The organism is Kitasatospora sp. NPDC001539, from assembly GCF_040298565.1.
Classification (GTDB): domain Bacteria; phylum Actinomycetota; class Actinomycetes; order Streptomycetales; family Streptomycetaceae; genus Kitasatospora.
The window spans coordinates 1-13,323 of sequence record NZ_JBEPAK010000056.1 but is presented as its reverse complement, the minus strand read 5'-3'; the positions used below and the strand labels follow the sequence as shown (position 1 = coordinate 13,323).

14 protein-coding genes are annotated in these 13,323 nt (G+C 73.6%); 9 read left to right on the top strand and 5 right to left on the bottom strand.

Annotation, left to right across the window (positions count from 1 at the left end; all coding sequences use genetic code 11):
- Positions 1-211: 211 nt before the first annotated feature.
- A complete protein-coding gene (locus ABT247_RS12130) occupies positions 212-829 on the bottom strand; it encodes a TetR/AcrR family transcriptional regulator (protein WP_350741641.1) in 618 nt (205 codons plus the stop codon).
- Between the two features lie 107 nt (positions 830-936).
- Here ABT247_RS12130 and ABT247_RS12125 point away from each other — a divergent pair, with 107 nt between their 5' ends.
- The gene (locus ABT247_RS12125; RefSeq protein ID WP_350741639.1) at positions 937-1,353 is read left to right on the top strand and encodes a DUF4345 domain-containing protein; all 417 of its coding nucleotides are present in this window, start codon (positions 937-939) and stop codon (positions 1,351-1,353) included.
- 131 nt (positions 1,354-1,484) lie between these two features.
- On the opposite strand, the gene ABT247_RS12120 is transcribed toward ABT247_RS12125, so the two are convergent.
- Complete coding sequence (locus ABT247_RS12120; protein ID WP_350741637.1) at positions 1,485-3,137, bottom strand: FAD-dependent monooxygenase; 1,653 nt, start codon at positions 3,135-3,137, stop codon at positions 1,485-1,487.
- A gap of 99 nt (positions 3,138-3,236) precedes the next feature.
- On the opposite strand from ABT247_RS12120, the gene ABT247_RS12115 reads away from it, so the two are divergent.
- Complete coding sequence (locus ABT247_RS12115; protein WP_350741635.1) at positions 3,237-3,866, top strand: TetR/AcrR family transcriptional regulator; 630 nt, start codon at positions 3,237-3,239, stop codon at positions 3,864-3,866.
- Between the two features lie 230 nt (positions 3,867-4,096).
- Here the strand turns inward: ABT247_RS12115 and ABT247_RS12110 are convergent, their stop codons facing one another.
- Positions 4,097-5,614: a DUF2207 family protein gene (locus ABT247_RS12110; RefSeq protein ID WP_350741633.1), complete on the bottom strand. Its 1,518-nt coding sequence runs from the start codon at positions 5,612-5,614 to the stop codon at positions 4,097-4,099.
- A complete protein-coding gene (locus tag ABT247_RS12105) occupies positions 5,611-6,147 on the bottom strand; it encodes a LemA family protein (protein WP_350741631.1) in 537 nt (178 codons plus the stop codon). Before ABT247_RS12105 ends, ABT247_RS12110 begins: the two co-directional genes overlap by 4 nt.
- Before the next feature lie 360 nt (positions 6,148-6,507).
- On the opposite strand from ABT247_RS12105, the gene ABT247_RS12100 reads away from it, so the two are divergent.
- The 4 genes from ABT247_RS12100 (at position 6,508) to ABT247_RS12085 (ending at position 8,726) form a co-directional block, all read left to right on the top strand.
- On the top strand, positions 6,508-7,050 hold the full coding sequence (locus tag ABT247_RS12100; protein WP_350741629.1) for an MOSC domain-containing protein: 543 nt from the start codon (positions 6,508-6,510) through the stop codon (positions 7,048-7,050).
- Between the two features lie 102 nt (positions 7,051-7,152).
- Positions 7,153-7,923 (top strand): thioesterase II family protein, encoded by a 771-nt coding sequence (locus tag ABT247_RS12095; RefSeq protein WP_350741627.1) that lies wholly within the window; start codon positions 7,153-7,155, stop codon positions 7,921-7,923.
- Positions 7,924-8,187: 264 nt separating this feature from the next.
- On the top strand, positions 8,188-8,331 hold the full coding sequence (locus ABT247_RS12090; RefSeq protein WP_350741625.1) for a hypothetical protein: 144 nt from the start codon (positions 8,188-8,190) through the stop codon (positions 8,329-8,331).
- Positions 8,328-8,726 carry a VOC family protein gene (locus tag ABT247_RS12085; protein ID WP_350741623.1) on the top strand — a complete coding sequence of 133 codons (399 nt, stop codon included), beginning with the start codon at positions 8,328-8,330 and terminating at the stop codon, positions 8,724-8,726. The genes ABT247_RS12090 and ABT247_RS12085 overlap by 4 nt, the downstream gene beginning before the upstream one ends.
- A gap of 62 nt (positions 8,727-8,788) precedes the next feature.
- Here ABT247_RS12085 and ABT247_RS12080 read toward each other — a convergent pair whose 3' ends face one another.
- Positions 8,789-9,487 (bottom strand): SDR family oxidoreductase, encoded by a 699-nt coding sequence (locus ABT247_RS12080; protein WP_350741621.1) that lies wholly within the window; start codon positions 9,485-9,487, stop codon positions 8,789-8,791.
- A gap of 358 nt (positions 9,488-9,845) precedes the next feature.
- Between ABT247_RS12080 and metF the strand changes: the two genes are divergently transcribed.
- From metF to pip, 3 genes are all read left to right on the top strand, one after another.
- Positions 9,846-10,808: a methylenetetrahydrofolate reductase [NAD(P)H] gene (gene metF / locus ABT247_RS12075; RefSeq protein WP_350741619.1), complete on the top strand. Its 963-nt coding sequence runs from the start codon at positions 9,846-9,848 to the stop codon at positions 10,806-10,808.
- A 170-nt stretch (positions 10,809-10,978) separates the two neighbouring features.
- Entirely contained in the window at positions 10,979-12,142 is a 1,164-nt protein-coding gene (locus ABT247_RS12070) for a permease (protein WP_350741617.1), read from the top strand.
- Positions 12,143-12,212: 70 nt separating this feature from the next.
- On the top strand, positions 12,213-13,172 hold the full coding sequence (pip, locus tag ABT247_RS12065) for a prolyl aminopeptidase (protein WP_350741615.1): 960 nt from the start codon (positions 12,213-12,215) through the stop codon (positions 13,170-13,172).
- Positions 13,173-13,323: the final 151 nt, after the last annotated feature.

Below are 13,323 nucleotides of genomic sequence, written 5' to 3'. Positions count from 1 at the left end.
CGCCACGGTCGATGGTATGCCCACGGACCCCGCCGGGGCCGTCACCGCGTCGGGGCGGTCGCCGCGTCGGGACCCTCACCGCTTCGGGGCCGTCGCGCGGTTCGGGTTGCCACGCCGAGTGGACCGTCACCGCGTCCCGGCCGTCACCACGCCCCGGCTGTCACCGTGTCCCGGCCGTCACCACGCCCCGGCTGTCACCGTGTCCCGGCCGTCACCGCCCCCACTCGGGCGCCGGATCGGCCGGCAGCAGTGGCCGCAGCGCGCCGAGGACCGCGCCGATGCAGGCGTCGCGCAGCTCGGTACGGGTGCAGCTCGGCTCCGTCAGCCAGTCCAGGACCAGGACCCGTACGAACACCAGCCAGCTGCGCAGGACTTGGGACACCGCCTGGCGCGCGCCCTCGTCCGCGAGCGGGAGGACGCCGAGCAGCCGGGTGCGCAGGGTGTCCAGCTCCTCGGTGATGATGGTCTGGATGACCGGGTCCCCGGCGAGGACGCGGTTGGCCGTCAGCACGGCGTGCCGGTTGGCGACGAAGTAGTCGAGGTGGGCGTCCATGCCCTCGACCAGCTGCTCGACCAGGGTGTCCGCCGGGTCGAAGCGGGTCTGGACCAGCAGTTCCCCGGCCGCCTGCCGGTACACCTCGGCGAAGAGTTCGTGCTTGCTCGCGAAGTGCTTGTAGAGCAGGGCGCGGGACACCCCGGCCTGCTCGGCGACCTCCTCCATCAGCACCTCCTCGTACGGCCGGGTGGCGAAGGCCCGGGCGCCGACGGCGAGCAGCTGGGCGCGGCGCTCGGCGGGGGCGAGGCGTTTGCGGCGTTCCTGGACTGGCATGGCGGACAGGTTACTTGACACGTGTCCACTAGTCGGCGCTAGCTTAGTGGACACGTGTCAACTAAGCCTGGCGTTCGGTCGGGCCGGGTAGCGGGGTGATGGGGATCATGGCGAAGACTCTGCGGGTGCTCGCGTGGATCATGGGCGTCGCCTGTGTGGCGATCGGCTTCTTCCACCTGCTGGCCGGAAACGCCGCGATCCCCGGGATCGCCGACCCCGGCCCGACGATCGACAGCTTCGGCCGCTTCATGGGCGCGGTCTTCGCCGGCTACGGTGCGGCCTGGATCTGGGCCGCCCGGCAGGCTCCGGTGCCCGCCCGGGCGGTCCGGTGGCTGGCGGCGGTGTTCCTGCTGGGCGGCCTCAGCCGGGTGCTGTCGATCGCCGCGGACGGGTGGCCGCACGGCTTCCAGGTGGTGCTGATGGTGATCGAACTCGTGCTCTCGCCGGTGTACTTCCTGCTCGCCGACGCCGACGAGCGGGCGGCCCGGGCGGGGGCTCCGACGGGCGTCGCCCAGCGGGCCTGAGCGTCGGCGGGCCCCGGGGGACGGCCTTCCCACGGGGGCAGCCTTTCCATGGGTCGGTGTGCGCCTGGGCGGGCCTCCCCAGGGCCGGCCCTCCCCGGGCCGGCTGAGCCCGGGGCCGGCCCTCCCCGGGCTCAGCCCTCGCGAGCGGTGAGCCGGTCCGAGCCTCCGGCCGGTCGGAGGGCGAAGGCCCGCAGGTGCTCCAGGACGGTCCGGGTGTCCGCCGTCGCCCCGGTGAGCGAGACGTGCCCGTCCGGGCGGACCAGCACCACGGCCCTCCCGCGCAGCCCGTACGCGCGGGTGGCGTGGCCGTCCGGGTCGAGCACGGCGGCCCGGCGCAATCCGGGCACGGCGGGCAGGTCGGCCAGTCCGGGGTGGTCGCCGAAGGTCAGCAGGGTGAGGTGCGGCCCGCGGAACAGGTCGAACAGCCGGGTCGGCGTGCCGTCGGCCGTCGCGCAGGGCGCGTCCGGGGCGCGGTCGCCGGCCCGGACGCCGGTGGCGCCGTCGAGGTCGCGGCCGAGCGGGCCGCCGCGGTAGCCGAGCGTCAGGCCGGTGAGGTCGGCGCCGTCGACGGCCATGGTGCGGAACTGGTCGCTCAGCAGGTCGGCGCCGTCGCCGCGGAACACCGCCTTGTGGTGGGCGGAGGTGGCGGCCAGGGAGGCGCGGGCGATCGGCAGCCGCTCGTCCTGGTAGCTGTCGAGCAGCGCCTCGGGTGCTCCGCGCAGCACGGCGGCGAGCTTCCAGCCCAGGTTGTGGGCGTCCTGGACGCCGGTGTTCAGCCCCTGGCCGCCGGCCGCGGTCTGGCAGTGCGCGGCGTCCCCGGCGAGCAGGATCCGGCCCTCGCGGTAGCGCTCGACCACGCGGACGGTGGGGCGCCAGACGGTGGACCAGGTCGGCTCGTGCATCCGGACCCCGGGCAGGCCGGCCCGTTCGGCGAAGAGCCGGCGGAAGGTGTCGAGCGTGGGGGCCGGCAGTGTGCCGTCGGCGTCCGGCTCGACGGCGGCGTGCACGGCCCAGGTGCCGTCCTGCCGCATCGGGACCAGCGCCATCGCGCCGCCACCGAACCGGGGGTGGTTCCAGATGTGCATGCGGTCGGGATCGAGGCCGTCGAGGTCCATCGAGGCCATGATGAAACGTTCCTCTTCCCAGGTCTCACCGAGGAAGGGGATCCCGGCCAGCTTGCGGACGGCGCTGCGGCCGCCGTCGCAGCCGACCAGGTACCGCGCCCGCAACCGCAGGCTCCGGCCGCCCCGGCGGACGGTGGCGAGCACGCCGTCGCTGTCCTGGGCGTGGCCGACGAGCTCGCTGCCCCGCTCGACCGCGACCCCGTACCCCGCGAGCCGCTCGCGCAGCACGGCCTCGGTGTGGTGCTGGGCGATCAGCAGCATCCCGCCGTACGGGCGGTCGGGCGTCGCGGGCAGGGACTCGGCCGGGTCGAGCTCCTGGACGAGCTCGGCTCCCCGGTAGGTGCGGACCTTCAGGTTCAGCGCCCCGCGGTCGAGGATCTCCCCGACCACCCCGAGGTCGTCGAAGACCTCAAGGGTCCGCGGGTTGACGCCCTTTCCGCGCACCCCGGCCGTGCGGAACTCCTCCTCGCGCTCGATGACCTGGCAGTCGACCCCGGCGCGGGCCAGCCCGAGCGCGAGTACGAGCCCCACCGGGCCGGCGCCGACCACCAGGACGTCGGTGTCGAACCTTCCGGAAGCGTCGGGCAGGTCGGGCGCGGCCGATGTGCCGGACGTGCCGGGGCCGTCGCAGCTGCGAGGCGCGTCGGACGGGTCGGGCATGGTGGTCCCCCTGTCGCTCAGCCGTAAGATACGGCGCGTGTCTTGTGATGGACAGTAGACTGCTCCCAATAGGAAACGCAACGTATCTACGAAGGTCGGGTGCGGAAACCGGTGGCGGACGACGGAGCGAGAACGACGGGCGCGGGGCCGACCCGGCGGCGCGGCGGGGAACTGGAACGGGCGATCCTCGACGCCGTCTGGGCCGAACTCGTCGACCACGGCTACGACCGGCTCACCATGGACGGCGTCGCCGCCCGGGCCCGTACCAGCAAGCCGGTGCTCTACCGCCGCTGGCAGAACCGGGTCGAACTCGTGATGGCCGCCCTCGGCCGCAACGCCCCCGACTACCAGGAGCCGCCCGACACCGGCGAGTTGCGCACCGACCTGCTCACCTTCCTGGGCGGTCTGGCGCACCGCTTCGACGACCTGCCGGCGGACGCCGTGCACGGGCTGCTGGTCGACATCATGCGTGACCCCGAACTGCGCACCCGCTTCCGCGCCGGCCTCACGGCCGACGGGCCGGTGGACGGCCTGGCCGCGATCATGCACCGGGCCGCCGACCGGGGGGAGATCGCCCGGGCCCGGCTCACCCCGAGGGTGGTCTCCCTACCACTGGACCTGCTCCGCGACACCCTGATGATCGAGGGGGCCGTGGCCTCCGACCGGGTGATCGCCGAGATCCTCGACGAGGTGGTGCTGCCGCTGCTCGGCGCGCCCGTTCGTCCGTAGCGCCGGACCGCTCCCCGGTGGTCCGGAAGAGCCGGGCGGCCCCCGCTGGTGCGGGAGGCCGCTCGATGCGGGCCGATGCCCGGGCCGTCGCCGATGCTCGGGGCCGTCGGGCGCGGGGCGTCGCCGATGCTCGGGGCCGTCGGGCGCGGGCCGTGCCGCCGATCCTCGGGGCCGTCGGGCCCGGGCCGTTGCCGATGCTTGCGGCCGTCGGGCGCGGGCCGTGCCGCCGATCAGGCGGGGACGGCCTCCGCCGACCGGACGGCCCGGGTGGCGACCGACACCGACAGGCGGACGACCGTTCCCGGTGCGGGCGCCGGCGCCCCCGCCGGCAGGGCCCAGGCGACGGTGCGGTCCGCGTCGCCCGTGTCGACGGCCAGGAACCGCGGCGCCTTCGGGTGTCGGCGCGGCTCCATCCGCAGCACCTCGCCGGTGACGGTGCGCGGCGCGCGCCGTTCCAGCACGGCGAGGGCGAGGTAGTAGGCGGCGACCGCGGCGAAGCAGACGACCGCGACGGTCTCCCCCGGCAGGAGCCCCGGGTGGTCCATGCCGTGGGAGAGCCAGCCGTGGCCGCTGGCGAAGTTGCCGGGCATGGTGGCGAGGAACGCCACGAGCAGCGTCCCGCGGCCGAACCGGCCGGCCACCGCGACGGCGAGCAGTCCGATGCCCACCCAGCCCAGCGTCAGCAGCAGCCCCGGGCGGCGCAGCGAGTGGCTCGCGTCGGGGCCGGAGGTGACCGCCCATTCGGGCCGGCGCAGGGCGGCGAACAGCACCAGCCCGACCACCACGACGGCCGCCGCGCCCGCCAGGCGCAGCAGCCGGGGGGTGCCGGCGCCGAAGCCCGGGCGCAGCCGGGGATAGCGGATGCGCACGGGGCGCCAGGCGCCGCCGTAGGACGACCAGACCCGGCGCTTGTCCCCCGCGTCGAAGCCGAGCAGCCGGGTGGTGCGGGCGGTCACCCCGAGCGCGGTGCCGTAGGCGAGGTAGCGGTCCCACACGGCGACGGCGGCGGGAGGCAGCCGGGCGAAGTCCTCGTGCGCCCGCAGCCACGCCTGGACACCGGCCCAGTGCCCGGCGCGTTCGAGGCCCTGGCGGGTCGCCCGCTCGCCGAGCGCCCTGCTCAGCAGGTACATCAGGGGGATCGCGGGGAGGACGCCGACCGCGACCGCGGCGCGGAGGTTGTGCCCGCCGGTGAGGCCGCCCAGGGCCAGCAGCACCCCGGGGCAGAACGCGCCGACGGCCAGTGCGCCGGCCGCCAGCACCCCGAACCGGGGCCGGGAGAGGCCGCGCGACCGGGCCTCGGCGACGATCTCCCGGCGGAGTGCGCCGTTCCACGACGTGGCCCGGTCCTGCGCGCGGAAGGCGATCGCGCCGATGGGGGCGCCGGACTCGCCCGCCTGCTCGGTGATCCGGTCGAGGACGCGCCGTTCGTACGGCGTCAGGTCGGTGGCCGCCCGGCCGGTGAGGTGCACCGTGCTGAGCGCCGGGTCGTCGGCGGGCTGCCGCACCTCGACCAGGCCGCGCGCGGCGAGGTCCAGCAGGGTCGCCGCGGCGGCGTGGTCGACGGAGCGCCACCCGTTGGCCAGGAGGGCGACGACGGCGGGAGCCTCCGGCTCCGGCCCGAACTCCTGGGAGGCCGGGCGGGGGTGCACGGTGCCGTTCCGGGTGGCCGCGAGGGCGAGGCCGAAGGCGGCGAGCCAGAGCCCGAACAGGCCGGCGCCGCCCCAGTAGAACTGGGCTTCGAGGCTCATGCGAAGCTCACCCGCGTCGCCTCCTGCGCGGGGGCGCCGGCCTCGAAGTACTCGCGTCGGCCGTGCCCGCCGCCCAGCCGCGAGACCAGGTTGCCCGGGAAGCCCTCCAGCGCGGTGTGGTAGCTCTGGACGGCGCTGTTGTAGAACTGCCGGGCGTAGGCGATCTTGTCCTCGGCGGTGGTCAACTCCGCCTGCAGCGTGGCGAAGTGGCGGTCGGCCTTCAGCTGCGGGTAGTTCTCGCCGAGGGCGAGCAGCCTGCCGAGGGCGGCGGTCAGGTCGTCCTCGGCGGCAGCCTTGTCCGTGACTCCGAGACCGGAGTCCGCCGCGGCTCCGCGGGCGGTGACGACGGCCTCGAGGGTCGTTCGCTCGTGCGCGGCGTACCCGCGCGCACTCTCGACCAGGTTCGGTATCAGGTCGTGCCGGCGCTTGAGTTGGACGTCGATCTGCGCCCAGGACGCCTGGGTCTGATTGCGCAGCCGGATCAGCCGGTTGTACGTGCGGACCACCGTCCACACCGCCCCTGCCACCAGCACGGCAAGGATTCCAGCGATGACGATGCCCACGATGCCCCCCGCTATAGAGAAAAACGACCTCGACTTCCGGCTGTCCCGGCAGGTCGTGGTGATTGTAGGGGTGTTTCCCGGCCATCCGTCGCCATTATTTCGGACGGCTTTCCCCGTCGTACCCGACCGGCGTGCGGAATTTCCGAAATGACCGGCCGCAGCGCTTTCGTTCCGGGTTTCCGGGCGCCGGATCGCCCGGCCCGGCGGTCCTCGAGGTGGTGCAATTCCGAATATCGCGCCCGTTTTCCTCCCGATCCCGGCGGGCGGCGTGGCCGGGGGCCTAGACTCCGAAGCCGGTCGAACTCACGTCCGCGAGAGGGGTCGAAGCACATGAGCGGCACCGTGGTGGCAGTCAGCAGCAACGCCGAGTACTCGTTCAGCAAGCCGAACCGGGAGGGCATCCGGCTGCTCGCCGGGCTCGGCGTGGAGGGCGACGTGCACGCCGGGGTGACGGTCAAGCACCGCTCGCGCGTCGCCCAGGACCCGAGCCAGCCCAACCTGCGCCAGGTGCACCTGATCCACCGGGAGCTGCTCACCGAACTCGGTGAGTCCGGCTACGAGGTGGCACCCGGCGCGCTCGGCGAGAACATCACCACCGAGGGGGTGGACCTGCTCGCCCTGCCGGTCGGCGCGGTGCTGCGGATCGGCCCCGAGGCCGAGGTGGAGGTCACCGGCCTGCGCAACCCCTGCGCGCAGATCGACGCCTACCGCGCGGGGCTGCTGAAGCAGGTCGTCGGGCGCGCGGCGGACGGGTCGATCGTGCGGCGCGCCGGGATCATGGGCGTCGTCCGTACGGGCGGGCCGGTCCGGCCCGGCGACACCGTGACCGTCGAACTGCCGGAGGGGCCGCACCGGCCGCTGGACCGGGTCTGAGCGCCGGCTGCGTCGGGTTCGCGGCACCGGCCGGAGCTGGTGGGGTGATATGACGGTCCGACAGAACGCCTATCCGTACAGCTGAACGAAGGGTCAACTCCCATGTCAGGCAGCAGCACCCTGGTCGACAGCCGCTGGCTCCGCCGGTACCACCCCACGGAGGGCGCCGCGGCCCGGTTGGTCTGCTTCCCGCACGCCGGCGGCTCGGCCGGCTACTTCCACCCGGTGTCCGCCGCCCTCTCCCCGTACGCCGATGTGCTGTGCGTCCAGTACCCGGGCCGGCAGGACCGCCGTGCCGAACCGGGACTCACCTCGGTCGCGGAGCTCGCCGACCGCCTCCACGAGGTGCTGCGGCCGTGCGCCGACCGGCCCTTGGTGTTCTTCGGGCACAGCATGGGTGCGGTGCTCGCCTTCGAGGTCGCGCGCCGCTTCGCCGGGGACGGTCTGGACGCCCCGAGCCACCTCTTCGTCTCCGGCCGCCGGGCGCCCTCGCTGCACCGGGACGAGCGGGTCCACCTGCTGTCCGACGAGGACCTGCTCGCCGAGCTGCTGAAGCTCGGCGGCACCAGCGAAGAGCTGCTGGCCGACCCCGAGTTGCGGGAGATGATCCTGCCGCCGCTGCGCAGCGACTACACCGCGATCGAGACCTACCGCGGTGGCGACGACGCCGTGCTCGGCTGCCCGATCACCGCGCTGACCGGTGATGCCGACCCGCGCGTGACGGTCGAGGAGGTCCGCGCCTGGGCCCGCCACACCAGTGGCCCGTTCGACCTTCGGGAGTTCCCCGGCGGCCACTTCTACCTGGCGGAGCAACTCCCGGCGGTACTCGGTGTGATCACGGCACGGCTCCCCGGGGCGCCGTCCGGGCGGTGACGGATCCTCCGGACACCCTGCCCGGCGGGCGATCGGAGGCGGGGTGCCGGGCCGGCGCCGCCTCCGGCGGTTCCGTGCTCCCGGAGGCGCCCCGTGTGGGAGCCCTCAGCCGTCGAGCCGGCCGGAAGGTGCCCGGCGCGGCGGCCGGGACGCCGCGCCGCGCCAAGCCAGCGTCCCGGATGCTCCGGCCTGGCGCGGTTGGCCCAGGTTTCCGGTGCCGAGGTGACCTGGGCAGGGCGGCGTTCAAGATCGTATGGTCGGGGCATGACCCAGGACCCACCCGTCGCGTTGCCGACTTCCGCCCCGTTCCGGCCGCTGCCGACCCGCCGTGCCGACGCCGAGACCTGCGCCGACCCCAGCGGCGTGGCCGTGCTGCCCGTGCGCGCTGCCCTGGAGGCGGCGGCATGATCGACTCCAGCACTCGCATCCGGGTCGCCCGACCCTCGCGGAACCTCGCCGCCGCCGAGGACTTCTACGTGAACGGCCTCGGCCTGGACGTCCTCTGGCGCACCACCGAGCGCGTCCCCGGCGAGCACGACCTCCTGATGGTCGGCCCGCCGGGCGGCGCCTGGCACTTCGAGCTGACCCGCGACCCCGAGCGCCCACTGGAGCCGACCCCGACGGTGGACGACCTCTTCGTGGTCTATCTCGGCACCCCCGTGGACGAGGCCACCGTCGACCGCCTGATCGCGGCCGGAGGCACCCGTGTCCCCGCGCACAACCCGTACTGGGACGAGCACGGCGTGACGATCGCCGACCCGGACGGCTACCGCCTGGTGCTCTGCTCCCGCACCTGGGGCTGAGGCCGTGTCCCGTCTCGGCAGGCCGAAAGGGCTTCCGTAGGGGCGCAGTCGGTGGCGCGGCGTCAGCCGAGCTGTCCGGTCGGCCGCACGGTGATGTGGTTGATGTCCACGCCCGCGGGCTGGTTGATGGCGAAGACGATCGTGTCCGCGATCTGCTCGGGCGTCATCGTCGGCGAGGCGTCTGGGGTGCCGCCGCGCTCGTTCCAGAACGGGGTGTCCACCACCCCGGGGGCGACGACGGTCACGCCGATCCCGTCCTTGCCGACCAGCAGCCGGGTGTTCTCGGCGAGCGCGTGGGCGGCCCACTTGGTGACCGAGTACAGGTTGCCGGGCGTGTGGCGCACCCCGGCGACCGAACCGATGATCACGATCCGGCCCTTGGACTCCCTGAGGAGCGGCAGGGTCTCCCGCACCAGCAGGGCCGGACCCAGGACGTTGGTGAGCACCATGGCGCGCATGTCCTCGGGGGCGTGGCTCTCGAGGTTGCCGGGCAGTGAGAAGCCGGCGTTGGCGATGACGTTGTCCAGCCGGCCCCACTCGTCCACCACGCGGCGCACCGCGGAGGCGACGTCGTGCTCGTCACCGGCGTCGCCGGTGATCGTCAGCAGCCGCTCGCCCGCTGCGGCCGAAGCGGCGAAGGCGGCCAGCTTCTCCGCGTCGCGCCCGGTGACGGCCACGTGGTGGCCCTGCTTGAGCAGGGCGCGGGCGGTGGCGGCGCCGATTCCGGTCGAGCCACCGGTGATCAGCGTGACGGGTTCCATGGGACGGCCTCCTGAGCGACGTGGTCGTCGGGGTTCCCGCAGCCTCCCGGACGTCCGCGGACGCGGGATGGCGCGTGACGTCGACGGACTCCCCGCCGCCGGCCCCCGAAACGCCTGCACTATACCCAGCGGTCCCGCCACCGGGGCGGTGCTGCCCGTGGCTTGCGCCTCCTTCCCGCACCCGCACTGCTCCCTTGTCCGTTCACTTGTCCTTACCGCTCCCGCGCCCGCTCCAGCGGATCTCGAGCCCTTTGCCAGCCGCACTGTTGGGGTCGGGGTGCACGATGGCTGCCGCAGTCGCCGCACTCGTCGACGCCGCCGCAGGACCGTCGGCCGGCCCACCACGCGAGGGAGCCCCATGGACCAGACCACCCGGAGCGGCCCGCGCGGCCCGCACGGCCTGCGCGAGATCCTCGCGGCGGGCGAACGGACGTACTCCTTCGAGTTCTTCCCGGCCAAGGACGAGGCCGGCGAACACGCCCTGTGGGCTGCGATCCGCCGGGTGGAGGCGGTCGCGCCGACCTTCGTCTCGGTCACCTACGGCGCCGGCGGCTCCTCGCGCGACCGCACCATCGGGACCACCGAACGCATCGCCACCCAGACCACGCTGCGCCCGGTCGCCCACCTGACCGCCGTCGGCCACTCCACCGCCGAACTCCAGGCCATCCTGCGCCGCTACGCGGACGTCGGCATCCGCGACGTGCTGGCCCTGCGCGGCGACCCGCCGGGAAACCCGAACGGTGCCTGGGAGCCGCACCCGCAGGGCTTGCGCTACGCGGCCGAACTCGTCCGCCTGGTCAAGGAGTTCGGTGCCTTCTCGGTCGGCGTCGCGGCGTTCCCGGAACGCCACCCGCGCTCGACCGACTGGGACGACGACATCCGGCACTTCACGGCCAAGTGCCGGGCCGGCGCCGACTACGCCGTCACCCAGATGTTCTTCGAGGCTGAGCACTACCTGCGGCTGCGCGACCGGCTCGCCGCGGCGGGCTGCGACACCCCGGTCATCCCGGAGATCATGCCGGCCACCGACGTCCGCCAGATCGCCCGCTTCGCCGAGCTCAGCGGAGCGACCTTCCCGCCCCGTCTCGCGGAGCGGTTGGCGGCGGCCCGTGGCGACCGGGCCGAGGCCCACCGGATCGGCGTCGACCACGCGACCCGGCTGGCCGACCGCCTGCTTCGCGAGGGAGCGCCCGGCCTGCACTTCATCACCCTGAACCGCTCCACCGCCGCCCTGGAGATCCACCGCAACCTCGGCCTGGACCGCCTCTCGGCCGAGCGCGGGGCCGACCGTCCGCTCACGGGGAGCCTCGGCGGACGCTGACCAGGGTGCCCCTGTGACGGTTCCCGCAGTCGAGGTCCGGGTGCGCTTCGGCCACCGCCGCCTCGCAGTGGTGGCGCCTCAGGCCCCGGCCGCCTGGCGCGTCGCGGTTTCCCCATACCCCCTACCGGTATATGGTGGCCGACGCCGGGGACTGAGGAAGGCGGACCACCATGCACGCGATCCTGCACGCGCTGTCCATCGCCGGATCGATGACCTGGGAGATCACCTGGGCCCTGATCCTCGGCTTCCTGCTGTCCGCCGTGGTGCAGGCGGTCATCCGCAAAACCACCGTGTCGCGGTTGCTCGGCGACGACCGCCCGCGCACCCTCGCCGTCGCCGCCGGCCTCGGTGCGGCGTCCTCCTCGTGCTCCTACGCGGCCGTCGCGTTGGCCCGGTCGCTGTTCCGCAAGGGCGCGGACTTCACCGCGGCGATGGCCTTCGAGATCGCCTCCACCAATCTGGTGATCGAACTCGGCATCATCCTCGCCCTGTTGCTGGGCTGGCAGTTCACCGCGGCCGAGTTCGTCGGCGGACCGGTGATGATCCTGCTGCTCGCCCTGCTGTTCCGGCGGCTGCTGGGCGACCGGCTGCTCCAGGAGGCGCGGGAGCAGGCCGAGTTCGGGCGGGCCGGCTCGATGGAGGGCCACGCGGCGATGGACATGTCGGTGGCGGGGGAGGGCTCCTTCGCCCGGCGGCTGCTGTCCCGGCGGGGCCTCACCTCGGTCTCGCACGTGTTCGTCATGGAGTGGGCGGCCATCCTGAAGGACCTGGTGATCGGCCTGCTCATCGCCGGCGCCATCGCGGCCTGGGTGCCCGACTCCTTCTGGCAGGCGTTCTTCTTCGCCGACCACCCGCTGGCGGCGAAGCTCTGGGGGCCGCTGATCGGGCCTCTGGTGGCGATCGCGTCGTTCGTCTGCTCGATCGGCAACGTGCCGCTGGCGGTGGTGCTGTGGAAGGGCGGCATCAGCTTCGGCGGTGTGGTCGCGTTCATCTTCGCGGACCTGCTGATCCTGCCCATCCTGAACATCTACCGGAAGTACTACGGCGCCCGGATGGCGTTCTTCCTGCTGGGCACGTTCTACGCGGCGATGGTGGTGGCCGGGTACGTGGTGGAGGTCGTGTTCGGCGGCCTCGGCCTGGTCCCCGAGCAGCGGGACGCGGAGATCCCGATGGCCGGCGTGGAGTGGAACTACACGACCTGGCTGAACATCGTGTTCCTGCTGGCGGGGGCGGCTCTGGTGGTCCGCTTCTTCCGTACGGGCGGAGCGGAGATGCTCCGCATGATGGGTGGCGGCCCGGAGGTCGGCGAGCACGCCGGGCACGGCCGGCACTGAGGGGCAAATGAGCTGGTCCAGTTGTCAGTTGACCGTACGGTCCGCTGTCACTCCCGTAGGATCGACGGTCATGCCCCTCTATCCTGAGACCAATCCCTACGACACCGGATTCCTCGACACCGGGGACGGCAACCGCATCTACTACGAACAGCTCGGCAGCCCCGAGGGGAAGCCTGCTCTGGGCGTCCACGGCGGCCCGGGGGCGGGGGCGCCCAAGCGGCCGTTACGGTCGTGGGATCCCGAGCGGTACCGCGTCATCCGGTTCGACCAGCGCAACTGCGGTCGCAGCACCCCGCACGCCAGCGACCCGGCGGCGGACATGAGCCTGAACACCACGCAGCACCTGATCGACGACATGGAGCGGCTGCGCGAGCACCTCGGCATCGAGAAGTGGCTGCTGAACGGCGCCTCGTGGGGTTCGACGCTCGCCCTGGCCTATGCGCAGCAGCACCCCGAGCGGGTCACCGAAATCATCCTCCAGGCGGTGACGACGACCCGCCGCTCCGAGATCGACTGGCTCTACCGGGGCGCCGGGCGGTTCCACCCCGAGGCATGGGACAGGTTCCGCGAAGGGGTCCCCCAGGGCGAACGGGACGGCGACCTGGTGGCGGCCTACGCGCGGCTGATGGAGAACCCCGACCGGAAGGTCCGGGAGAAGGCCGCAGTCGACTGGCTGGCGTGGGAGGACGCGGTCACCTCCAGCGAGCCCCACACCCCGGCGGGCATGTACAGCGACCAGGAGGTCGACGCCCAGGTCGCGTTCGTGCGGATCTGCGCGCACTACTTCAGCAACGGAGCCTGGTTGGAGGAGGGTCAGCTGCTGCGCGACGCCCACAGGTTGGCCGAAATCCCGGGGGTGCTGATCCACGGGCGGCACGACATGGGGTGTCCGCCGCAGACGGCGTGGGAACTGGCGAAGGCGTGGCCGGGCGCGAGGCTGCACATTTCGGAGGACTCCGGGCACATCGGCAGCGAGAGCATGGTGCAGGTGGCGTGGAACGCCATCGAGGAGTTCAAGAACCGGCGGTAGGCCGAGGGGGAGGAGTTGAGTGCCGATGGCGTGGGAAGTCGGCTGGGGCGCCATAACACCCACGGGGGGTGGGGGGGGGGGGGGTTAGTAGGGCGGGTCGGCGGCGGCCGAGGCCCGCCCCGCCGCGGCGGGGGAGGCGGGCGCCCGGCCC

What these genes read in the sequence shown, in the direction of transcription:
- ABT247_RS12130 (WP_350741641.1), bottom strand. Translation starts at nt 829, where the DNA reads ATGCCAGTCCAGGAACGCCGCAAACGCCTCGCCCCCGCCGAGCGCCGC.
- ABT247_RS12120 (WP_350741637.1), bottom strand. Translation starts at nt 3,137, where the DNA reads ATGCCCGACCCGTCCGACGCGCCTCGCAGCTGCGACGGCCCCGGCACG.
- pip (WP_350741615.1), top strand. Translation starts at nt 12,213, where the DNA reads ATGCCCCTCTATCCTGAGACCAATCCCTACGACACCGGATTCCTCGAC.
- ABT247_RS12095 (WP_350741627.1), top strand. Translation starts at nt 7,153, where the DNA reads ATGTCAGGCAGCAGCACCCTGGTCGACAGCCGCTGGCTCCGCCGGTAC.
- ABT247_RS12125 (WP_350741639.1), top strand. Translation starts at nt 937, where the DNA reads ATGGCGAAGACTCTGCGGGTGCTCGCGTGGATCATGGGCGTCGCCTGT.
- metF (WP_350741619.1), top strand. Translation starts at nt 9,846, where the DNA reads ATGGACCAGACCACCCGGAGCGGCCCGCGCGGCCCGCACGGCCTGCGC.
- ABT247_RS12085 (WP_350741623.1), top strand. Translation starts at nt 8,328, where the DNA reads ATGATCGACTCCAGCACTCGCATCCGGGTCGCCCGACCCTCGCGGAAC.
- ABT247_RS12070 (WP_350741617.1), top strand. Translation starts at nt 10,979, where the DNA reads ATGCACGCGATCCTGCACGCGCTGTCCATCGCCGGATCGATGACCTGG.
- ABT247_RS12080 (WP_350741621.1), bottom strand. Translation starts at nt 9,487, where the DNA reads ATGGAACCCGTCACGCTGATCACCGGTGGCTCGACCGGAATCGGCGCC.
- ABT247_RS12110 (WP_350741633.1), bottom strand. Translation starts at nt 5,614, where the DNA reads ATGAGCCTCGAAGCCCAGTTCTACTGGGGCGGCGCCGGCCTGTTCGGG.
- ABT247_RS12100 (WP_350741629.1), top strand. Translation starts at nt 6,508, where the DNA reads ATGAGCGGCACCGTGGTGGCAGTCAGCAGCAACGCCGAGTACTCGTTC.
- ABT247_RS12090 (WP_350741625.1), top strand. Translation starts at nt 8,188, where the DNA reads ATGACCCAGGACCCACCCGTCGCGTTGCCGACTTCCGCCCCGTTCCGG.